The sequence below is a fragment of the Bradyrhizobium erythrophlei genome (genome assembly GCF_042430365.1).
GTDB classification, from domain to species: Bacteria; Pseudomonadota; Alphaproteobacteria; order Rhizobiales; family Xanthobacteraceae; genus Bradyrhizobium; species Bradyrhizobium erythrophlei.
This window is the reverse complement of the sequence record NZ_JBHMET010000010.1, coordinates 1-21,607: the sequence shown is the minus strand read 5'-3', so window position 1 is coordinate 21,607 and position 21,607 is coordinate 1. Positions and strand designations below refer to the sequence as shown.

18 protein-coding genes are annotated in these 21,607 nt (G+C 65.2%); 9 read left to right on the top strand and 9 right to left on the bottom strand.

Translation table 11 applies throughout. The features are described from left to right. Nucleotides 1-42: 42 nt before the first annotated feature. Nucleotides 43-1,581: a murein biosynthesis integral membrane protein MurJ gene (gene murJ, locus ACFFWD_RS01205; protein WP_376960602.1), complete on the bottom strand. Its 1,539-nt coding sequence runs from the start codon at nt 1,579-1,581 to the stop codon at nt 43-45. A gap of 265 nt (nt 1,582-1,846) precedes the next feature. Here murJ and ACFFWD_RS01200 point away from each other — a divergent pair, with 265 nt between their 5' ends. Next, on the top strand, nt 1,847-2,848 hold the full coding sequence (locus tag ACFFWD_RS01200) for an adenosine kinase (protein WP_376960600.1): 1,002 nt from the start codon (nt 1,847-1,849) through the stop codon (nt 2,846-2,848). A gap of 128 nt (nt 2,849-2,976) precedes the next feature. Here ACFFWD_RS01200 and ACFFWD_RS01195 read toward each other — a convergent pair whose 3' ends face one another. Continuing rightward, the gene (locus ACFFWD_RS01195; RefSeq protein WP_376960598.1) at nt 2,977-4,671 is read right to left on the bottom strand and encodes an AMP-binding protein; all 1,695 of its coding nucleotides are present in this window, start codon (nt 4,669-4,671) and stop codon (nt 2,977-2,979) included. 282 nt (nt 4,672-4,953) lie between these two features. Then, the gene (locus tag ACFFWD_RS01190) at nt 4,954-6,147 is read right to left on the bottom strand and encodes a serine hydrolase domain-containing protein (RefSeq protein ID WP_376960596.1); all 1,194 of its coding nucleotides are present in this window, start codon (nt 6,145-6,147) and stop codon (nt 4,954-4,956) included. A gap of 347 nt (nt 6,148-6,494) precedes the next feature. On the opposite strand from ACFFWD_RS01190, the gene ACFFWD_RS01185 reads away from it, so the two are divergent. After that, the gene (locus tag ACFFWD_RS01185) at nt 6,495-6,674 is read left to right on the top strand and encodes a hypothetical protein (protein ID WP_376960652.1); all 180 of its coding nucleotides are present in this window, start codon (nt 6,495-6,497) and stop codon (nt 6,672-6,674) included. Nucleotides 6,675-6,800: 126 nt separating this feature from the next. Beyond that, entirely contained in the window at nt 6,801-8,294 is a 1,494-nt protein-coding gene (locus ACFFWD_RS01180; protein ID WP_376960594.1) for an NAD-dependent succinate-semialdehyde dehydrogenase, read from the top strand. Nucleotides 8,295-8,470: 176 nt separating this feature from the next. Here the strand turns inward: ACFFWD_RS01180 and ACFFWD_RS01175 are convergent, their stop codons facing one another. Both ACFFWD_RS01175 and ACFFWD_RS01170 read right to left on the bottom strand, forming a co-directional pair. Next, nucleotides 8,471-9,466, bottom strand: a complete 996-nt coding sequence (locus ACFFWD_RS01175) for an aldo/keto reductase (RefSeq protein WP_376960592.1) — start codon at nt 9,464-9,466, stop codon at nt 8,471-8,473. Between the two features lie 409 nt (nt 9,467-9,875). After that, nucleotides 9,876-10,775, bottom strand: coding sequence for a transporter substrate-binding domain-containing protein (locus ACFFWD_RS01170; protein ID WP_376960590.1), 900 nt, complete (start codon nt 10,773-10,775; stop codon nt 9,876-9,878). Nucleotides 10,776-10,919: 144 nt separating this feature from the next. On the opposite strand from ACFFWD_RS01170, the gene ACFFWD_RS01165 reads away from it, so the two are divergent. Beyond that, a complete protein-coding gene (locus tag ACFFWD_RS01165; protein WP_376960588.1) occupies nt 10,920-11,621 on the top strand; it encodes a GntR family transcriptional regulator in 702 nt (233 codons plus the stop codon). Between the two features lie 58 nt (nt 11,622-11,679). Next, nucleotides 11,680-13,047, top strand: a complete 1,368-nt coding sequence (locus ACFFWD_RS01160) for an NAD(P)/FAD-dependent oxidoreductase (protein ID WP_376960586.1) — start codon at nt 11,680-11,682, stop codon at nt 13,045-13,047. Between the two features lie 18 nt (nt 13,048-13,065). Here the strand turns inward: ACFFWD_RS01160 and ACFFWD_RS01155 are convergent, their stop codons facing one another. The 4 genes from ACFFWD_RS01155 to ACFFWD_RS01140 all read right to left on the bottom strand — a co-directional run bounded on the left by ACFFWD_RS01155 (nt 13,066) and on the right by ACFFWD_RS01140 (nt 17,385). Further along, nucleotides 13,066-13,872: a crotonase/enoyl-CoA hydratase family protein gene (locus ACFFWD_RS01155; RefSeq protein ID WP_376960584.1), complete on the bottom strand. Its 807-nt coding sequence runs from the start codon at nt 13,870-13,872 to the stop codon at nt 13,066-13,068. 242 nt (nt 13,873-14,114) lie between these two features. Beyond that, nucleotides 14,115-15,155: a zinc-dependent alcohol dehydrogenase gene (locus ACFFWD_RS01150; protein ID WP_376960582.1), complete on the bottom strand. Its 1,041-nt coding sequence runs from the start codon at nt 15,153-15,155 to the stop codon at nt 14,115-14,117. Nucleotides 15,156-15,465: 310 nt separating this feature from the next. Beyond that, a complete protein-coding gene (locus ACFFWD_RS01145) occupies nt 15,466-16,380 on the bottom strand; it encodes a phosphoribosylaminoimidazolesuccinocarboxamide synthase (RefSeq protein ID WP_376960580.1) in 915 nt (304 codons plus the stop codon). Nucleotides 16,381-16,467: 87 nt separating this feature from the next. Next, the gene (locus tag ACFFWD_RS01140; RefSeq protein ID WP_376960578.1) at nt 16,468-17,385 is read right to left on the bottom strand and encodes a pirin family protein; all 918 of its coding nucleotides are present in this window, start codon (nt 17,383-17,385) and stop codon (nt 16,468-16,470) included. A gap of 138 nt (nt 17,386-17,523) precedes the next feature. Here ACFFWD_RS01140 and ACFFWD_RS01135 point away from each other — a divergent pair, with 138 nt between their 5' ends. The 4 genes from ACFFWD_RS01135 (at nt 17,524) to ACFFWD_RS01120 (ending at nt 21,516) form a co-directional block, all read left to right on the top strand. After that, nucleotides 17,524-18,099, top strand: a complete 576-nt coding sequence (locus tag ACFFWD_RS01135) for a GNAT family N-acetyltransferase (RefSeq protein WP_376960576.1) — start codon at nt 17,524-17,526, stop codon at nt 18,097-18,099. Nucleotides 18,100-18,152: 53 nt separating this feature from the next. Beyond that, on the top strand, nt 18,153-19,214 hold the full coding sequence (locus ACFFWD_RS01130) for a helix-turn-helix domain-containing protein (protein WP_376960574.1): 1,062 nt from the start codon (nt 18,153-18,155) through the stop codon (nt 19,212-19,214). Between the two features lie 361 nt (nt 19,215-19,575). Continuing rightward, a complete protein-coding gene (locus tag ACFFWD_RS01125) occupies nt 19,576-21,000 on the top strand; it encodes a serine hydrolase domain-containing protein (RefSeq protein WP_376960572.1) in 1,425 nt (474 codons plus the stop codon). 33 nt (nt 21,001-21,033) lie between these two features. Then, nucleotides 21,034-21,516, top strand: a complete 483-nt coding sequence (locus ACFFWD_RS01120) for a DUF1330 domain-containing protein (protein ID WP_376960570.1) — start codon at nt 21,034-21,036, stop codon at nt 21,514-21,516. Nucleotides 21,517-21,607 lie beyond the last annotated feature (91 nt).

Sequence of the window (21,607 nt, the reverse complement as noted above, 5' to 3'; positions counted from 1 at the left end):
CTTTTGCGGCGTCGTTTGCCATTTAAGGCCCGTGTACGCAAGTCAGCCGAGACGCTTTTGCCTGACGGCATTAACCGCCTCGCGCCAGCCGGTCACCCCGAAAAGCTGCAAAAACAGCCCGTAGCTCGCGATGCCGGCCGCAATCAGTAGCAGGAGCGAGGCCGCCTGCACGAAACCGTGTGCGCCGGCCGTCGGCTGGGTGGTTTCAGCAAGCCACAGCGCCGCGCCCATCGCCAGCGCCGCGGCGAGGATGCGCGGCAGCCGGCGGCGGGCTGCGGCATCGATCGCAAAGCCGAAGGTCGCCGCGCCCTTGCGGATCAACGACAGCGCGTTGCTCCAGGCGCCGAGTGCAATCGCGGCGGCGATCCCGTTGGCGCCGAATAAATGGCCGAGCAGGATCGCGGTCACGATCGTGACCGCGATGGCCTTGAGCGTTGCGAGCAGCGGCGTGACCGTATCCTCGCGCGCGAAGAACGCCGGCGACAGCGCCTTCACCAGCACCTGCGCCGGCAAAGCGAGCGTCAGCCAGGTCAGCGCCTGCGCGGTCGCTGCGGTATCGGTCGCGGTGAATGCGCCATGCTCGAACAAGAGGCGCGCGATCGGTTCGCTCAGCACGATCAGGCCGAATGTCGCCGGCAGCGCCAGCCCGACCGCGAGCTCGAGCCCGCGCGATTCCGCATGCGCGATCGCTGTGTGGTCGCCCGCGCGCACCGCGCGCGTCATCTCGGGGATCAGCACGGTGCCCATCGCGACGCCGACGATGCCGAGAGGCAGCTCGAGCAGGCGGTTGGCGAAATAAAGCCAAGACACCGCCGACGGGGAGTGTGACGCGATCACCGCGCCCGCAACAACAAGCCATTGCGGCGCGCTGCTCGCGACCATGCCGGGGATCGCGCGACCGAAAAAGCGGCGCATCTCGCCGTCGAAGGACACGCGGAGCGGCGCGGCCGCCTTGCCGCTGCTCAAGCCCAGCATCGAAAGCTGCAGGAAGCCGGCGACGCCAATCGTTGCGGCCATGACCAGCGCGGCCTCGAGGGGATCCTGCCGCCGCACCAGCAACACGGCCATGATCGCGATCAGCGCGATGTTGAACAAAAGCGGCGAGAACGCCGTCAGCGCGAAACGGCCCTGCGCGTTCAGTAGCGCCATCAGCACCGTGACCGGGCCGGCGAAGGCGAGATAGGGCAGCATCAGCCGTGCATCGTCGACGGCGAATTGCAGCGCGTCGCGGCCGACGAAGCCCGGCGCGATCGCCGTGATGACGAGCGGCATCAGGATGCCGAGCAGCAGCGCCGCCGCGACGACCGCGGCGCCGACTGTGCAGAGCACGCGGCCGGCAAACGCGCGGGCCGCCGCCGCGCCGTCGGTGTCGCGCACCTTGAGCCACGCCGGCACCAGGGCGGCGTTCAGCCCGCCTTCCGCGAGCAGGCGCCGCACCACGTTGACAAGTTGGAACGCCGCCAGGAAGGCATCCGCCACCGGGCCCGCGCCAAGCAGCGCCGCGATCACGGAATCGCGGACGAAGCCGAGCAGCCGGGAGGCCAGCGTTCCCGAGGAGACCGTGAGGAAGGAGCGGATCATCGCGCCTCTATAGCAGCCACGCGCCCTGCTGCCAGCTGTACTCTCCTAGACCCGTCATCCCTCAGGTGCGAGCGGAGCGAGCCTCGAAGGATGCACGGCCACCAGCCGGGCCGTGCATCCTTCGCGACGCGCTACGCGCTCCGGGATGACGGGGTTGGCAGATCGCAGTCTTGACGAATTTTGGAACGAACACCGCCGCTTGCTGCCACGAGGTGGATCGTGATAGGCCGCAGCCTTTCGTGGATAGCCGTAACAGGGCAGGTCAATGGCTGACGCAAAATATGACGTTCTCGGGATCGGCAATGCGATCTTCGACGTGCTGGTCCAGACCGATGAGGCCTTTCTCGGCCGTCACGGCATGGCCAAGGGCAGCATGTCGCTGATCGACGAAGCCCGCGCCACCGCGATCTATCGCGACATGGGGCCGGCGACCGAGATGTCGGGCGGCTCGGCCGCGAACACCATAGTCGGCATCGGCAATCTCGGCGCACGCGCCGCCTATGTCGGCAAGGTCAAGGACGACCAGATCGGCCGGCTCTACACCCACGACATCCGCGCCGCCGGCGTGACGTTCGACACCAAACCGGCCGCCGATGGCCCCGCCACCGGCTGCTCCTACATCCTGGTGACGCCGGACGGCGAGCGCACCATGAACACCTATCTCGGCGCCGCGCAGGATCTGACCCCCGACGATATCGATCCCGCTCAGATCGCAGCCGCCGGCATCATCTATCTCGAGGGCTATCTGTGGGATCCGAAGAACGCCAAGGATGCCTTCGTCAAGGCGGCGACCATCGCGCATGGCGCGGGCCGCCAGGTCGCGCTGACGCTGTCGGATGCGTTCTGCGTCGATCGCTACCGCGACGAGTTCCTTGATCTGATGCGCAAGGGCACCGTCGACCTGGTGTTCGCCAACGAGGCCGAGCTGCATTCGCTCTACCAGACCGCGGATTTTGACACCGCGCTGAAGCAGTATCAGAACGACACCAGGCTCGGTGTCGTGACCCGCAGCGAGAAGGGCTGCGTCGTGGTGTCGAAGGATGGTGTCACCGCCGTGCCGGCGTTCCCGATCGACAGGCTCGTCGACACCACCGGCGCCGGCGATCTGTTCGCGGCCGGCTTCCTGTTCGGCCTGGTGCGCAACGCCGGCTATGATGCCGCCGGCCGTCTCGGCGCGCTCGCCGCAGCCGAAGTGATCCAGCACATCGGCGCCCGGCCACAAGTGTCGTTGAAGGAGCTGGCGCAGCAGAACGGGTTGCCGGTTTAACGCAGGAGCTCTTCGTCCGTCATGGCCGGGCTTGACCCGGCCATCCACGTCTTGCACGCGGATGGACCGAAGACGTGGATGTCCGGGACAAGCCCGGGCATGACGATGCCGAGACAGCGGGGCCGACCTCACGCCGTCTTCGCCGCCTTCAGCCCGAGTCGGGCCTCGACCGCGTCGCGCATCACGAATTTCTGGATCTTGCCGGTCACGGTCATCGGGAATTCCTCGACGAATTCGACATAGCGAGGGATCTTGTTGTGCGCGATCTGGCCCTGGCAGAACGCGCGGACCTCGTCCACCGTCAACGTCTCACCCTGGCGAATCCTGATCCAGGCGCACAACTCCTCGCCATAGCGATCATCCGCCACGCCGAAGATCTGCACGTCCTGGATTTTCGGGTGGCGGTAGAGGAATTCCTCGATCTCCCTGGGATAAAGATTCTCGCCGCCTCTGATGACCATGTCCTTGATGCGGCCGACGATGTTGCAATAGCCCTCGTCGTCGATCACGGCGAGGTCGCCGGTGTGCATCCAGCCATTGGCATCGAGCACGTCCGATGTCTTCTCCTTTTCGTCCCAATAGCCGAGCATGATGCTGTAGCCGCGGGTGCAGAGCTCGCCGCGTTCGCCGCGTGGCACCACCTTGCCGTCGAGGTCGACGACCTTGACCTCGACATGCGGATGGATGCGCCCGACGGTGGAGACGCGCCGCTCCAAGGGATCGTCGGTCGCGCTCTGGAAGCTCACCGGGCTCGTCTCGGTCATGCCGTAGGCGATCGTGACCTCGCGCATGTTCATCTCGGTGTTGACGCGCTTCATCACCTCGATCGGGCAGGGCGCGCCTGCCATGATGCCGGTGCGCAGTGCCGTCAGGTCGAAGCGCGAAAACTCCGGACGATCGAGCTCGGCGATGAACATGGTGGGCACGCCGTACAGCGTCGTGCATTTCTCCTGCGCGGCCGTCGTCAGCGTCGCCAGCGGATCAAAGCCTTCGCCGGGATAGACCATGGTGGCGCCGAGCGTGACGGAAGCGAGGTTGCCCATCACCATGCCGAAGCAGTGATAGAGCGGCACCGGGATGCAGATGCGGTCCTGCTCGGTCAGCCGCATCGCGCGGCCGACGAAGTAGCCGTTGTTGAGGATGTTGTGATGGGTCAGCGTCACGCCCTTGGGCGAGCCGGTGGTGCCGCTGGTGAACTGGATGTTGACGGGATCGTCGAACTGCAAGCTCGCGCTGAGCGCAGCAAGCTGCTCGCGATGCCGCGCGGTCGCCATGCCCGCGACATCGTCGAAGGCAATGGTGCCGGGCGCGGCCGGCCCGCCGATCTGGATCACCGCGCGCAATTGCGGCAGTCGTGCCGATTGCAAGCGGCCGGGCTCAGCGCTCGCGAGCTCCGGCAGCAGCGTGTTCAGCATCTCCATATAGGCCGAGGTCTTGAACGCGGTCGCGGTCACGATCGCGGCGCAGCCGACCTTGCCGAGCGCGAATTCGAGCTCGCTCAAGCGATAGGCCGGATTGATGGTGACCAGGATGAGCCCCGCTTTCGCGGCGGCGAACTGCGTCAGCGTCCATTCGGGGCGGTTCAGCGACCAGATGCCGATCCGCTCGCCACGCTCGAGCCCAAGCGCGAGGAAGCCGGCCGCCAGCGCCTCGGCGCGCTCGGCGAATTCGTTCCAGGTCCAGCGCACATTGTGGCTCGGCGAGACCAGCGCCTCGCGGTCGCCCCAGCGCTCGCGCGCGCGGTCGAGGCTGCGGCCGATGGTTTCACCAAGCAGCGGCGTATCGGATGTGCCGCAGACATAACTCTCCGCCCTGTGTGCCAAGACTGTCCTCCCTCTCGATCGTGCTTTTGTTTTTGCGCGATCTTAGCCGTTCGGCGTCGGCAGAACAGGCCCCACCTATGGCGGGTCCTTCGGGAAAATCCCTCCCCGCGAGGGGAGGGCCAGCGGCTCTGGAGCCGACGGTTCACATCGTCATGGCCGGGCTTGTCCCGGCCATCCATGTCTTTCTTCACATGGAAACCACAGACGTGGATGCCCGGGACATCTGCGCGAAGACGCGCTTCGCGCTTTTGCCCGGGCATGACGAGTTTGTGGACGTGGAACTTAAGCAGCCCTCTGTCCGCTGCCGGCATCGAGCCCGGCATAGACGCCGCGTTCGAAGCCTGCAAAAGTTTCCAGGCAGAGTCTGTCCGCGAACGGCAGCACCTGCATCAGGATCACGCCGCAGACGTCGCGCGACGGATCGATCCAGAAATAGGTGTTGGCAAGGCCCGCCCAGGCGAGGCTGCCGGCGCTGCGGCCCTCCGGCGTCTTGGCGGTGTTGATGAGGAAGCTCAGGCCCCACTTCTTCACCATGTCGGGATAGAGGTCGACGTCGTTGGTGTAGATCGGCGCCGCCGATGTCATCTTGCCGACGGTGAGATCGCCGATATGGTTCTGCCCCATCATCGTAACCGTCTCGGCCTTCAGCACCTGGTTGCCGTTGCCTTTGCCCTTGTTGAGGATCATCTGGCAGAACTTGATGTAGTCGCCGGCGGTGGAATAGAGCCCGCCGCCGCCCATGTGGAATTCAGGATTCTGCTCGAGCTCGAACGGGATCGATGAAAGCGTGCCGTCCTCGCCGCGCATGTGCATGCCGACCAGGCGCTTGCGCATGTTGTCCGAGATCTTGAAGGCGGTGTCGCTCATGCCGAGCGGCGCGAAGATGTGGTCGCGCAGATAGGCGTCGAGCTTCTTGCCGCTCACCCCTTCCACCGCCTTGCCGACGAAGTCGATATTGGTGCCGTATTCCCAGCGCGTGCCGGGATCGCTCGCGATCGGCGTCTTCAGCGCGGCGTTCTGGCAGGTGGTGATGCTGGGCAGGCCGGTCTTCTGCAGATAGGCCGCCATATCGCCGTTCCACAGGTCGTAGCAGAAGCCGGCGGTGTGGGTCATGAGCTGGCGCAGCGTGATCGGCTTCTTCGCCGGCCGCAGCTTCGGCTCGCCCTTGGCGTCGAAGCCTTCCAGCACCTTCGGCGTGGCGAGGTCCGGCAGCACCTTTCCGATCGGCTCATCGAGCGACAGCTTGCCCTGTTCGACGAGCTGCATCGCGCCGGCGGATGTCACCGCCTTGGTCATCGAGGCGATCCAGAACACGCTGTCAGCGGTCATGGCATCGTCCTTCGACAGGTCGCGCTTGCCGAACGCGCCCTGATAGATCACGTCCTTGCCGGTCGCCGCCACGGCGACAACGCCGGGAACTTCCTTTGCCTCGCTCTTCTGACGCAGAAGCTGATCGATCTGAGCCTTGCTTTGCATGGGGGTCGCCTCCGTTGGATTATTGTTCTGGAGTGCACCGATCATCCTCCCGCCCGCTGTGTCCCGCAAGGACAGCGCGCCGGCGCTGATGTCGCGATCCCGTGATGACAGCGCCGTGAACGGCCTTGCGCGCGCGGCACATGCAACCGATCTATGACACACGTGCAGATTTTGCGGTGGGCGGGGTCCAATCCTCGGTGACCGGCTCTGCAGTAAGGCGTTCAGATTCCAGCATGAATGGCGCTGCTGGACTGGACGATTTGATGAAACATGCTGTCACTTTTGATGCAGTGGCCTCTTTGATGTAGTGACCTGGCGGGGACTTAAGCCGATGATTTCGACCTGGAGTGAGTGGAAGCGGTATCCGCGCGATCAGTCCAGGCCTGTATGAAGTCCGCTACGCCGGTACCGGCGCGCTGCACTCCTTCGAGGCTGTCGACAATGTCGCGCAGGCGCTGGCGTTGGTGCAGACCAGCTCGAAATCCTGGTTCGGCCGCCGCGAGACCTATATGAGCGGCGCGGCCTGACGGGCAAAATAACCGGAGCAGGGCCGCGTTTGCGGGCAAGCAGCACCGCGTTCGCAGACAATGCATTGCTTCGCGTTTCGGACTATATAGGCCGGCGAATACCGCAAAATTCCGAGGAGTAACGCCATGACCCCGCCCGTTGCCGCACGCGCTTCGCAACCCTCAGCATCCCTCCACGACCGCCTGAAGGACCCGTCGCTGCTGCGCGACCGCTGCTTTATCGACGGCGCCTGGGTCGGCACGCCGGAATTCGCCGTCAACAATCCGGCCACCGGCGTGGAGCTGATCAAGATCCCGCAGCTGAACGCTGCGGACGCGACCAAAGCCGTCGAAGCCGCCGAGCGCGCGTTCCCGGCCTGGGCCAAGCTGACCGCCAAGCAGCGCTCCAACATCTTGCGCAAATGGTTCGACCTGATCGTGGCCAATCGCGAGGACCTCGCGCTGATCCTGACCTCGGAGCAAGGCAAGCCGCTCGCGGAAGCCCTTGGCGAGGTCGACATAGGCGCGGCCTATGTCGAGTTCTTCGCCGAAGAGGCGCGCCGCGTCTATGGCGAGACCATTCCGACCCAGCGGCCGGATGCCCGTTTGCTGGCGATCAAGCAGCCGGTCGGCGTTTGCGGCGCCATCACGCCGTGGAACTTCCCGAACTCGATGATCACGCGCAAGGTGTCGCCGGCGCTGGCGGCCGGCTGCACGGTCGTGCTGAAGCCCGCCAACGAGACGCCGCTGTCCGCGCTCGCGCTCGCCGCGCTCGCTGAGAAGGCCGGCGTGCCGAAGGGCGTGTTCAACATCATTACCGGTGATGCGCCGCCGATCGGCAAGGTCTTGTGCGAGCATCCGGCGGTGCGCTTCGTCGGCTTCACCGGCTCGACCGAGGTCGGCAAGATCCTCTACCGCCAGTCGGCGGTCGGCGTGAAGAAGCTGGGCCTGGAACTCGGCGGCAACGCGCCCTTCGTGGTGTTCGACGATGCCGATATCGACGCCGCCGTCGAGGGCGCGATCGTCTCGAAGTACCGCAACATGGGCCAGACCTGCGTCTGCGCCAACCGCCTCTACGCCCAGGACAAGATCTACGACGAGTTCGTGCAGAAGCTTTCCAAGAAGGTCGCGGCGATGAAGATCGGTGACGGCACAGAAGCCGGCGTGGTGCAGGGGCCGCTGATCAACATGGAATCGGTCGAGAAGATCGAGCGGCACATTGCCGATGCGGTGAAGGGCGGCGCCAAGGTCGTCACTGGCGGCAAGCGCTCGTCGCTCGGCCGCACCTTCTTCGAGCCGACCGTGCTGTCGGATGTGCGGCCGGACGCGCTGGTGTCGCAGGAGGAGACCTTCGGACCGCTGGCTCCGGTGATCCGCTTCAAGGACGAAGCCGACGTGATCGCGATGTGCAACAACTCGCCGTTCGGACTCGCCTCCTACTTCTTCTCCCGCGATCTCGGCCGCGTCTGGCGCGTTGCTGAAGCGCTGGAATCCGGCATGGTCGGCGTCAACACCGGCCTGATCACGACCGAGGTGGCGCCGTTCGGCGGCGTCAAGGAGAGCGGCTTGGGGCGCGAAGGCTCGCACTACGGCATGGAAGAATATGTCGAGATCAAATACGTGATGATGGCGGGCGTTTAGCGCAGGCGCCGCCGCGCTACTTGCACCGACCTCTTCCTCGCGGGAGAGGTCGGACTCACGACCCGGCGAATGGGCACGGCGGTCCTCAATTGCTCTGTCGGGCAGCCTGGCGATTGCCGGGTTACTTGGCACATGGCCGGGCCAGCCCTGTTGTCGCCGGCGTCACAGACTTCGTCCTAGTTCCGCGAAAGCGGCGAGGAGGGCACCGGATCGGCCCGACGCATGCCTTCCACGAGCGCGGCAACGATGGGATCGAGCTGCTTGCGCGTTGGATGATTCCCGAGCCGGCGCAGATTGAAATCGAGGTGTTCCCTCTGGAACATCGAAAACAGCGTAATTCCGGCGGGATTGGTTGCGAATGCGTAGTCCGCAAGAAAAGCCGTGGCAATCTCGGTAAGATTGCCACGGTACCCATAATCATGCAGGGCGCTTGCAATCTGTTGCTGCGCATTCAAGTGCGCGACGAGCTGATCGAGGCACGAAAACGTCCCGTGAGTTACGAACGTTCTGGAAGGGGTGGCGCGTTCTCTTAGAGAGTCCACGTTCGGCTCGAACGGGGTATTGGCGACCTGGACAAGCCGATAGGGCAACGATTCATCGAGACCTCGCATTCCAGCCTCGAGATCGCCTGCAATCGACACCGCGCGGGCCTTTCCATCCCGGACCAGGCGCTCCAGCGCCAGGATGATATCTTCGCGAACCGCTTCCTCGACGGCAGGCCGATGCAGTGCAAGAACATCGATATAGTCCGTGCGAAGGCGTTGCAGACTCTCCTCGACGCTCGTCGTGATCAATTCCGCCGACAGCGGCACTTTGGACGGGGCTTGCCGAACTTTCGAGGCGTGTTTCCGCAGGACCGGAACAGTCGCGATCACGCTCTGCGATAGCGGCTTCAGCATCCGCATGACGATGAGTGGGGGTGCGGGACGCATGCCGACCTTTGTGCAGACGAAGACGCGGTCGCGCTTGCCGGAGGCAAATTCGCCCCAGATCGATTCGGCCATGCCGTCGCCATACGAAGGCGCGACGTCATACCAGGTGACTCCAGCATCATATGCACGCCCGAGCGCCGCCAGCCCTTTCCGAGGACCAACACGGGATCCGAGCGAGGCGCAGCCAAAGCCGATGCGCGATACGTTTATTCCGAGAGCTTTGACGCAGGCTTGCTTCATTGCAGATGTTCGCTTTCCGGTTCTCGAAATCATCGCGCGCGAGGACACCTGCGGTATCTTGATTCTGTTCGACGATGCCCGATCGTTGGCTGCACCGCGGAAACAGCTTCCAGTCTGCGCTGGATCAGTCTGCCTGCTTGTCGGGAGCAGCTGGACGCTGCAGTGATGAGGCGATATGTATTATTGGTTGTGCTTGCTACCTGCCACGATCCTAGCAAGATCAGCGTTGTGCTGGCGGTCTCAATTAAGTGGTACCCAATCCGGATTTACCCAATAAGCGCGCCGTTGTTCTCGTTGGGAAAATCGCGATTCCAGGCGCCGGTGACGTTCAGCTTATGGGCATGGGCCCATGGCTGCTTCCTCAGCTCATCGAGCAGCCTGTCGCGGATCGTCGCGTCCGCCCGGCCTCTCAGACGCCCTTGTCGTTCGGGTTGGCAACCGCGTCCTTCAGCGGTGCCGTCATCGGGAAATTCAGGTTCACGTTCCGCGGCGGAATCGGGTTCATGAACCATTTCGCGTAGAGTTCCGCGAACTGGCTGCCCTTCATCAGGCCGTCGAGCGTCCGGTCGATCAGCGCCTTGAACTCCGGATCGCCCTTGCGGATGATCAACCCGTAGGGCTCGGTGCGGAGACTGTCGTCGATGATGCGCCAGTTGGCCGGATCGGCGCTGTTGGCGATCAGTCCGGCGAGCAGGATGTCATCCATGACGAACGCGTCGCTGCGGCCCGTCGTCATCGCGAGGAACGATGCGGCGTGATCCGGCGTCAGGATGTTCCTGGTCTGGAAATTCCTTTCCTTGGCCCGCGCTGCGAGCAGCGCAATCGAGGTTGAGCCAGAGGTCAGCGAGACCGGCCGGTCGTTCAAATCCTCGAAGCTCTTGATCGGCGCGTCCTTCTTCACCACCGCGCGAATGCTCGAGACGAAGATCGTGTTGCTGAACGCCACGACCTTCTGCCGCTCCAGCGTGTTGGTGGCGGGGCCGCAGACGATGTCGATGGTCCCGTTCTCGATCAGCGGGATCTGCGTAGAGAGCTGGATCGGCTGCAGCCTCGTCTCGAGCGACGGCAGTTTGAGCTCGCGCTTCACCGCCTCGACGATCCGCGCGCAGAGGTCCATCGCGAACCCCACCGGCTTCTGCTGGTCATCGAGATAGGAGAACGGCACCGAGACGTCGCGGTGCCCGAGCCGGATCTCGCCGGTGTCCTTGATCTTGGCGAGCGTGCCGCCGGGCGACTGCGCCTGTACCGCCGCGGACACCATGGCTGCAAGAAAGGCCAGGCAAATCAGTTGCTTGGCGGCTTGAATCATCGCGCACTCCCGAACGCTGGTAGGAATTGGATACGATTGAGTTAGATTTTATACATACTATTGCATAATGGACAAACCGATTTTATACAATCTCCTGCGCGATCCGATGTCGCGACCCGCGTCACGCAGCGAGAGGGAAGCCGGATGGGACCAGGATCCGCCGCAAGCAATCGAGGCTCAGGTACGCACGGCTCTGCCCCGGACGCCGTGCGCGAGGCGCTGCGGCGCGCGATCAGCGCGGGCGAGCTCGTGCCCGGACTGCAGCTGCGGCAGGACGAGCTCGCCGAGCGGTTCGGGACTAGCCGCATTCCCGTGCGGGAGGCGCTGCGGCAGCTCGAGGCTGAAGGCTTCGTCACCATCCTGCCCAACCGCGGCGCCGTGGTCTCGGACCTCTCGATCGACGAGGTGATCGAGCTGCTCGAGATCCGCATCGCGCTCGAATGTCATGCGTTGCGGCTGGCGATCCCCGCCATGGGCGAGGTCGATCTCGACGAGGCGACGAAAATCCTCCGTGCCTACGACGCGGAGCCCGATCCGGCGAAATGGGGCGCGTTCAACTGGAAATTCCACGCCACGCTCTACGCGCCGTGCAATCGCCCGCGACTGCTTGCGATGATCGAAGCGAATTATGGCCATGTGAGCCGTTTCACGCGGGCGCTGGTGTCGCAAGCGACCGGCAAGGAGCGGCCGCAACGCGAGCATTACCGGCTGCTCGAACTGTGCCGCGAGGGCGAGGTCAAGAAGGCCGTCCGCCTGCTGCGCGAGCACATCGAAGAGACGCAGAAGACGCTGCGATCGGCGCGGCGTCAGGCGTTGCGGGATGCGAACCCGCAAGGCTCCGTCTGATCGTCGATTCGAGAATTGAACCATCGCAGGCCCCGCAGCGGGCCGCAGGAGAGTGCGCGTGAAGGCCAATGACGTTGAAATCCTGGTGATCGGTGCCGGCATCGTCGGCATCGCCACGGCGTATTATCTCGCCGTCGAACACAAGCGCGCGCGCCTTCTGATTGTCGACGAGGGCCAGCCGATGGCGCTGACCTCGGCGCAGTCAGGCGAGAATTACCGTAACTGGTGGCCGCACCCGACGATGGCCGATTTCACCAACCACTCTACCGATCTGATGGAAGCGATCGCGCGGGCGACCGACAATCGCATCCACATGACGCGGCGCGGCTACTTCCTCGCGACGCGCGAGGAGAGGCCGGACGCGTTGTTGCAGCAATTGTTCGAGGGCTATGGCGAATCCGCGTCGAGACTGATCCGCATCCATGAAGGCGCCGGCAATGGCTACGTGCCGCCGCTGTCAGCGGATTGGCAAATCGCGCCCGATGGCGTCGACGTGCTGCAGGGGCGCGATCTCATCCAGAAATACTATCCGACGTTCGATCGCGAGGTCGCCACCGGCCTGCATATCCGCAGGGCGGGCGACATCTCAGGCCAGCAGCTCGGCCAGTACATGCTGGAGACCATGCGGCTGTCAGGCGCGCAGTTCCAACAGGCCAGGGTGCTCGGCATCGCGAAAGCCGACCGCTTTGTCGTCGATGTGCTGGCGGACGTCGCGCGCCAGACCATCAAGGCCGACATCATCGTCAATGCGGCGGGACCCTTCGCGGCGCATGTGGCGGCGATGCACGGCGAACAGCTGCCGATCTTCAACGTGCTGCAGCAGAAGATCGCCTTTGCCGATCGCCACCGCGCCGTCGATCGGCGGATGCCGTTCGCGATCGATCTCGACGGCCAGACGCTGGCCTGGTCGGCGGACGAACGTGATGCACTCGCGGCCGCTCCCGAATTCTCCGCTTTGTTGGCACCGATGCCCGGCAGCATCCATTGCCGGCCGGATGGCGGCGATCACGGCGAGTGGATCAAGCTCGGCTGGGCCTTCAACGCCACGCCGAGCGATCCGGTGCGCGAGCCTGAGCTCAATCCCTATTTCCCCGAAGTCGTGCTGCGCGCGGCGAGCCGGCTGCAGCCCGCGCTCGCGCAATATCTGGGCGCATTGCCGCGCGATCGCGTGCATTACGGCGGCTACTATCCGATGACGCGGGAGAACTGGCCGCTGATCGGCGCCGCGGCAACGCCAGGCGTCTTCCTGGCGGCCGCCCTCTCGGGATACGGCACCATGGGCGCCTGCGCCGCCGGTGATCTCTGCGCGCGCGCCGTCGTCGGCGCGCCCGTCCCGTCGTTCGCGCGCAGCCTGTCGCTCGCGCGCTATCACGACAAGGCGTTGATGGACCAGCTCGAAGCGACCGCCAGCCGCGGCCTGCTGTAGCCAACGCGGAGGCGATCGTCAGCCGTTTCCGCCCTCGCCGCCGAATGCGCCGTGGCGGCCGACGCCGGACGCAAACCGCGTCGCGCCGGATAGCGTCTCGCCCGAGGCGATCACCTCGAGCCCGCCGCGCATCTCATTCTTGATCGCCTCTTCCTCCTCGAGGTCCCATTGTCGCAGCGCCGACAGGCGGTCGGCGCGCATGCAGTTCTGCGGGAAGCGCGCGATGTCCTTGGCGAGCGCGATCGCGTGCGCGCGGGCCTCGCCCTTCTGTACCAGCCGGTTCGCAAGCCCCATGCGGTGGGCCTCCGGCCCGCCGACCGGGCGTCCGGTCAGGATCAAATCGATCGCCTGCGAATGTCCGATCAGCCGCGGCAGGCGGATGGTGCCGAGATCGATCAGCGGCACGCCGAAGCGGCGGCAGAAGATGCCGAAGGTCGCGTCCTCGGCGACGACGCGCATGTCGGCCCACAGCGCGAGCTCCATGCCGCCGGCGACCGCAAAGCCCTCGACCGCCGCGATCACCGGCTTTGACAGCCTGAGCCGGCTCGGCCCCATCGGCGCGATGGAATCATGTCCGCCGATCTCGCGCTTCTTGTTGGGATCGCCCGCCGCCACCGCTTTCAAATCCGCGCCGGCGCAGAAATAACCGCCGCTGCCGGTGAAGACCGCGACCGAGGCACTCTCGTCCGCGTCGAACGCCAGGAATGCGTCATACAGCTTGCGCGCGGTGGCGCCATCGACGGCGTTGCGGCAATGCGGACGGTTGATGGAGACGATGGTCACGGGACCATCGCGCTCGACGAGGACGGCGTTGGCTTCGGTCATGGGGCGCTCCCTGATGTTCTTCTTCTGCCCCGGAGAGTGACATCAGGAGCGAGGCTTAGGCAATCACGGTGTCGTCGCTGCGCTCCTCGCAATGACGATTTCGAATTCCGTAGGGTGGGCAAAGCGACCCCGTCCGCGGTATCTCAACGAGCGAGGGCGGAAGCGTGCCCACCATTCCTTGCACTGCTCTCGATGGTGGGCACGTCGCTTTCGCTCCTTTGCCCACCCTACGATATACCGCATCACGCAACGCCATCGCGCACAAAGGCGACGCGCACGGTCGGATCGCCGATCGCCTCATGCGCGTCCTCGAAACGCACGCGGCGGGTGATCGCGTGCTCAGGGTGGTAGTGCCCGGCCGCGACATGGGCAACGCAGTCGGGCAAATCGGCGCGGACATTGACGCGCGAGACCTTCAGCGTGACGCCGACGCCATACATGTGCCGCAGCGGCACCGGCGAGGTCTCGGCGAAGTCACCATACATGCGCTGGCAGATCCCGTTGGGCTCCGTCGCGCGCATCGCCAACAGCATGCTGGCATCGGTCGCGGCCGCATCGATCACGATCGGGAACAGACCGGGCGGCTCCATCGCCAGGCCCGCGGGGGCTTCGATGACATCGGCGCCGAGCGACTTCGCTTTTGCCAGTCGCGGCGCGTGGTCGTCGAGATAGACGACGCGGCCGGCGCCACGCGCCACCGCGGCCTGGACCGCGAACATGCCGAGCGATTGCGCGAAGCCGCCGATCACGAGCACGTCCGCGCCCGGCCATTGCTTGAGCCAGCGCGCCACCGCGCTGAAGCCGTCGGTCGCGCCGTCGGCGAGCCCGGCCGTCTGCGACAGCGCGTGACCATCCGGCTGGCGCACTAGCATGTGATCGGCGAACGGCACGCGGATCAGGTCGGACAGCCCGCCGCCATACTCCACGCCGCACACCGGCTTGAGCCCGTAGGAGGAGCGAAACGGCACCGCCGTACAGGCATTGGTGTGGCCGCGCCGGCAGCGATCGCATATGCCGCAACTGATCTGGAACGGCACGATGACGAGATCGCCCGGCGCAAAATTTGTCACGCCATCGCCGACGTCGACCACGCGGCCCGCGGTCTCATGTCCCAGTGCAAACGGACCCGGCAGGCCGGACTTGCCGTGGACGATGGCAAGGTCGAGATCGCACCGCGTCACCGCGAGCGGCTGCACCAGCGCGTCGCGATCGTCTGCGAGCCGCGGCGCCGGCACGTCCCACCATTCGACCTTGCGGTCGCCGACATAGGTCAATTGACGCATCGTAAGCACCTCCGTTTGCGCGGAGAGTGCAGGGGGCGGGATGCGGCGACAAAAGGTATGTCTTCAACTGTGGTGAATCGGATTCACCTGAAACCCACTCCGCCGTCATTGCGAGCGAAGCGAAGCAATCCATCCATCCACGCACGCGGCGAGATGGATTGCTTCGTCGCTCCGCTCCTCGCAATGACGGCGGAGTAGCGCCGCAGGGTAGGCAAAGGAGCGCAGCGACGTGCCCACCATCCACGATCGGCTCTGAATGGTGGGCACGCTGTCGCTTTGCCCACCCTACAGCTTCGCAACGACGACCGAGCTAAATCTTCAGCTCGCTCCCCGTCACGCGCCTGTAAGCCTCGAGGTAGCGCTTGCTGGTCGCATCCACGACGCTCGCCGGCAGCGGCGGGGCCGGCGCATCGCCGTTCCAGCGGCCGGCGCGACGCTCGGCGTCGAGATAGTCGCGCAGCGGTTGCTTGTCGAAGCTCGGCTGCGGCTGGCCCGGTTTGTAGGCGTCGACCGCCCAGAAGCGTGAACTGTCCGGCGTCATCACCTCGTCGATCAGGATGATGCGGCCATCCTTGTCGCGGCCGAACTCGAATTTGGTATCCGCGATGATGATGCCGCGGGCGCGGCTCGTCGTCTCGCCATAGCCGTAGACGTCGCGCGCCATCTTTTCCAGCGTCGCGGCGACGTCGTTGCCCACGATCTCGCGCACGCGCGCCACGGTGATGTTTTCGTCATGGCCGGTCTCGGCCTTGGTCGCCGGGCTGAAGATCGCGGGCTCGAGCTTCTCGCTCTCGACCAGCCCCGGCTTCAGCTTTTCGCCGGCCAGCGTGCCGGATGCGGCATATTCCTTCCAGGCCGAGCCGGAGATATAGCCGCGGATCACGCATTCGACCGGGAAGACGGTGGTGCGCCTGCACAGCATCGCGCGGCCCAGGATATCGGCGCGGTGGTCCTTCAGCGCGGGCACCGCGCGGATGATCTCGTCGGCATCGGCGCTGATCATGTGGTGCGGCACGGTGCTTTCGAGCTGGCGGAACCACCAGGCGCTGATCTGGGTCAGCACCGCTCCCTTCATCGGGATGGTCTCGGCCATCACGACGTCGAACGCCGAGATACGGTCGGTGGTCAGCAGCAGCACCCGGTCGTCGCCGACGGCATAGATATCGCGCACCTTGCCGCGGCCGATCCGGGGCAGGGGCAAATCGCTGGATAGCATCGCGGTCATGGGCGTGGTCTCTCTCGGCGTGGTCATCGAAAAGCGGCGCGCCCGCGCGCGTCGCGCGGGCGGCAAGGGACTATCTCAGGAGATAACTCACTCCGGCAGCGGAATGAACTCGTGTTCCTGCGGAACCGGCGTGAACCGGCCGGTTTTCCAGTCCTGTTTGGCCTGCTCGATCCGCTCCTGCGAGGAGGAGACGAAATTCCACCAGATGTGCCGCGGCCCCTCCAGCGCGTCGCCGCCCAAAAACATCATCCGCGTCGGCTGCACCGTCTTCACGGTGATGCGGTCGCCGGGGCGGAAGATCAGGAGCCGCGGCCCCTCGTAGCGCTCATTGGCGATCTCGACCTCGCCGTCGACGAGATAGATCGCGCGCTCCTCATGGTCGGGGTCGAGCGGCACGCTGGTCCCGGCCTTCGCCGTCACCTCGGTGTAGAACCAGGGCGAGACCATGCTGACCGGCGAGGCGATGCCGAACGACGAGCCGGCGATCACGCGCGCGGTGAAGTCGCGTTCCGAGATCATGGGCAGGTCCCCCGCCGCATAATGCTGGAACGACGGCGCGATCTCTTCCTTACCCGCCGGCAGCGCGATCCAGCTTTGCAGGCCGAGCATCTTCTGGCCGTCGCGGCGCTGCACGGCCGGGGTGCGCTCGGAATGCGCGATGCCGCGGCCGGCGGTCATCAGGTTCATCGCGCCGGGCTGGATCTCCTGGACGTTGCCCTCGCTGTCGCGGTGCATGATGCTGCCGTCGAACAGATAGGTGACGGTGGCGAGCCCGATATGCGGATGCGGCCGCACGTCCATGCCCTTGCCGGCGAGGTATTGCACCGGGCCGAAATGGTCGAAGAAGATGAAGGGGCCGACCATCTGCCGCTTGCCGTGCGGCAGCGCGCGGCGCACCGCAAAGCCGTCGCCGAGATCGCGGGTGCGCGGCACGATGACGAGGTCCAGCGCGTCGCAGGTCTTGGGATCGCCGAGCACGGGATCGTTGTCGGGAAACCAGCTCATCGGAAACTCCTTCTTTGCTGCGGCGATCGTAACAGGATTTGATCGCCGCGTCGTGCCGATCGGGGGCAGGGGTGCGATGGTATGTTTGCGGCTGCCGTGCGATATCCGCGAGAGCAATCTTGGAAACTGGAGCGAGCGATGGTTTCTTTGGTCAAGCCGGGCGCGAAGCTGCTCCGGGTCGATGGTCCCGTCATCGAAACCGCGCGCCTCATCCTGCGGCCGTGGCGTGCGTCCGATATCCCTGACAACACACGGATGCTGTCCGATCCCGAGACCGCGCGGTTCATCACGCCGGATCGCAAGCCGGTGACGTCTGACATCAACGGCTGGCGCAACGCGGCGGTGATCTCCGGCCACTGGGCGCTCTACGGCTTCGGCATGTTCGCGGTCGAGGAGAAGTCCTCCGGCCGCTATGTCGGCCGCGTCGGCCCCTGGTATCCGCCAGGCTGGCCGGGATTTGAAGTCGGCTGGGGCATCGCCAGGGAGTGCCGGGGCCAGGGCTATGCGGTCGAGGCGGCGCGCGCCGCGATCGACTTTGTGTTCGCCAATTTCACCCTCGACCGCATCATCCATTGCATCGATCCGGCCAACGCGGCCTCCCAGGGCGTGGCGCGGCGGCTCGGCGCCGAGAACGAGGGCGAAGGCAAGCTCGGCGAGGACACCGTCGATATCTGGGTCACGCTGCGCAGCCGCTGGCGGCGCGATGCGCCTTGAAAAGCACTGTCTGACGGACGATGTTCGGCTGAGCCTGGAGACCGCACCCGCCGATGACTCTCGCCGTCCTCGAACTCTGTCTGCGCGCGGCCGCGATTGCGCTGCTGTTGGTGCTGGCGGCGACCTTGCTGGCCGATTTCAGGGCGGTCATCGCCGGGCGGCTCGCGGCAGCTTTCGCACTTGGCGCGGCGGCCCATGCCGCGAGCTTTTCAATCGGTGCGGTCAGGCTGGCATCGATCTGGCACGTCCCCTTGATTGCGCTCTCGACCGGTACGGTCGTCGTGTTCTGGCTGTTCACGCGCGCGCTGTTTGACGAAGACTTCAAGCTGCGCTGGTGGCACGGTCTGGTCTGGGCGGCGGTCACGGCCTTCAGCTTCGTCAATTGCGTATGGATCGCGCCGGCCGTGAGTGCGCGCGTCGCGATCGTCGCCGTCAATCTGCTGGCGCTGGCCTTCATCATCCTGGCGGTCGCGCAGACCATCACCTCGTGGTCGGCTGATCTGGTCGAGCGGCGCCGCCGCGTCCGCGTCTTCATCGTCTGTGCTGCGGCGCTCTATGGCGGGTTGAATGCCGTGCTGCAAATCGCCATTGCCGACAGCGGCACGGCCGACATCGCCAACACGATCAACGCCGTCGTGCTCGCCGCCGTCGTCGCGGCGATCGCCTTTGCCATGATGCGGGTCGATGGCTCCGAGTTGTTCCCGGCCCGGCCCGACATCGTGGTTGGTCAAACCGCGCAGGCCACCATCGCCGAGGACACGGCCGACCAGAAGCTGGTCGACGCGCTGATGCGCCTGATGGCGGACGAGCGCATCTATCGCCAGGACAACATCACCATCGGCACCTTGGCGAGCCGGCTGAAGATCCCCGAATACCGCCTGCGGCGGCTGATCAACCAGCGGCTCGGCTACCGCAACTTCAACGTCTTCCTCAATAACCATCGCATCGAGGAAGCCAAGGCGGCACTCGCCGATCCCGCCCAGGCCGAAGTCCCCGTCATCACCATCGCGATGGACGCGGGCTTCCAGTCCCTCGGCCCCTTCAACCGCGCCTTCAAGGCGACGACAGGCGTGACTCCGACAGAGTACCGCCGCCTCAAGGCCAGCGCGGCGTGATCCTTCGCGGCGAGCACCGCTGCACCCTCTCCCCTTGTGGGAGAGGGTGGTTCAATCGGGCGAAGCGCGATTGAACCGGGTGAGGGGTATCTCTCGGCGGGTCGAACTGCCAGATTGGAAAGTCTGCTTTCGCGGATAGAGACCCCTCATCCGTCGCGGACTTCGTCCGCGCCACCTTCTCCCACAAGGGGAGAAGGAAAGCGCGCCTACGGCTCTAGCCATTGTAATCACTATATAATTTCAGAATCGGCAAGGTCCCTCCAACTTCCGGTCACCCGATTTCCAAATCCGGCGAGCAGTGAGGCCGCCGCCGCGGCTTGATCCCCGGCACGCGCCATTCGCGCCTTGCCGGAGGACCCCCATGACCCGTCGAAAGCTCATTCTCATCCTTGCCGCCACCACCGCGCTCAGTGCGCTGGCGTTCTCGGTAGCCCGTGCCCGCGACGTGCCGAAGGTCGCGACCGGCTTTGTCGCCAACACCCTGTGCTCGGAAACCTTCGTCTCCGGGTTCGCGCCGGCGAAGATCTTCGCCGAGACGATGGATGCGATGCCGGGCACCAGCCTGATCACCTGGGCGATGGACTACCAGGTCGACCGCGCGCGCAAGGATGTCACGGTCACATTGTTCGGTCTCGGCCGCAGCCACGCCGTCTATCGCGAAGGGCTCGGCTGCTATCTCGATCATGGCACCGCGCCGGTCGACACGGCGGTGCCGGCTGCAAGGCCGCAAGCGATGCTGCTGCCCGACACCGCCGGCGCGGCGGTGGTCGCACCGCTGAACCCACAGCTTGCCGCAGCGCTCGATCACGCGTTTGCGGAGCCCGCGGAGTCGCCGTTCCGCCACACCCACGCGGTCGTCGTGATGAAGGACGGCCGTATCGTCGCGGAGCGCTACGCCGACGGCATCGGCCTCGACACGCCGCTGCTCGGCTTCTCCATGACCAAGTCGGTGATCTCGGCGCTGACAGGCATTCTCGTGCGCAAAGGTGTGCTCGCGCTCGATCAGCCGGTGCCGGTCGCCGCCTGGCAGCGGCCGGACGATCCGCGCCACGCGATCACGGTCGATCACTTGCTGCGCCACACCGCAGGGCTGGCGCTCGGCAGCTCGTTGCAGGCCTCGCTTGCCTCCGCGCTCGAGCCGGTCAACCGGATGAAGTTCATGGAATCGGACATGGCGGCCTACGCGGAAAGCATTGCGCTGGAGACCATGCCGGGCCGTGTCTGGAACTACCACGACGGAAACACCATCATCCTCTCGCACCTGATCCGCAACGCAGCCGGCGGCCGCGCCGCCGATGTCATGCGCTTCGCGCGCACGGAGCTGTTCGATCCGCTCGGCATGCGCAACGTCGTCGTGGAGTTCGATACCGCGGGAACGCCGGAGGGATCGAGCCAGATGCTTGCAAGCGCACGCGACTGGGCGCGTTTCGGTCAGCTCTATCTCAACGACGGCATGGCCGGTGGCAAGCGGATATTGCCCGAGGGCTGGGCGGCGTATTCGGCGGCGGCTACGCCGAATGCCTGGGTCGGCTATGGCGCAGGCTTCTGGACCAATCACGGCGACAGCTTTGGCGCCAATTATCGCGTCGAACACGGCTGGCCGCGCGATGCGTTCTTCGCCAAGGGCTCGATCGGGCAATATGCGATTATCGTGCCGTCGGAGCGTCTCGTCATCGTCCGTCTCGGCCGCTCACCGAACATGCCGCCGGAGGGTGACGGCGTGTTCGATCTCATCCGCGACGTCGTCGCGGCAACCTCCGGCAAGGCCAGGCTCGCGGGCGACTGACAAGCACGTGAGGCAAGTGCGCGAGATTGTGACTTGAACGCGAAGCCGGCAAATCTATCGATGCCGCGCCGCATGTTGCATGATGTGCGGCGTCTTGCGAATGCCATCAGAGCGTTTTCGAGCGGAGTGGATACCGGTTCGCGTGAAGAAAACGCGTCAAAACAAGAATCGAGAGCTTCGGTTCTGATTCAATCAGAACCGAAATTGCTCTCGCAGGAGAAGATCATGCCAAAGGCCTACTGGATCGTGGGCGTCACGGTCCACGACGAAGCGCGCTACCCGGAATATCTCGCCGCCGCGATGCCGGTGTTCGAGAAATACGGCGCCAATTTCATCGTGCGCAACGGCCCCTACGAGGTGGTGGAAGGCGCAGCCCGCAAGCGTATCTTCGTCATCGAGTTCAAGGACCGCGCCACCGCGATGGAATGCTACACCTGCCCGGACTATCGGGCGGCGAAGGCGATCCGGCAGAAATACTCGGATGGTGATTTTGTGATCATTGATGGCGCGGAGTAGGCGGAGGCGAAGCAAAAAATCGGAGGGACCGTAGGTCGTGTGGACTCTAAGGATTCCCTTTTAGGAGCAAATCAGATTCAAGGCTGCTTTT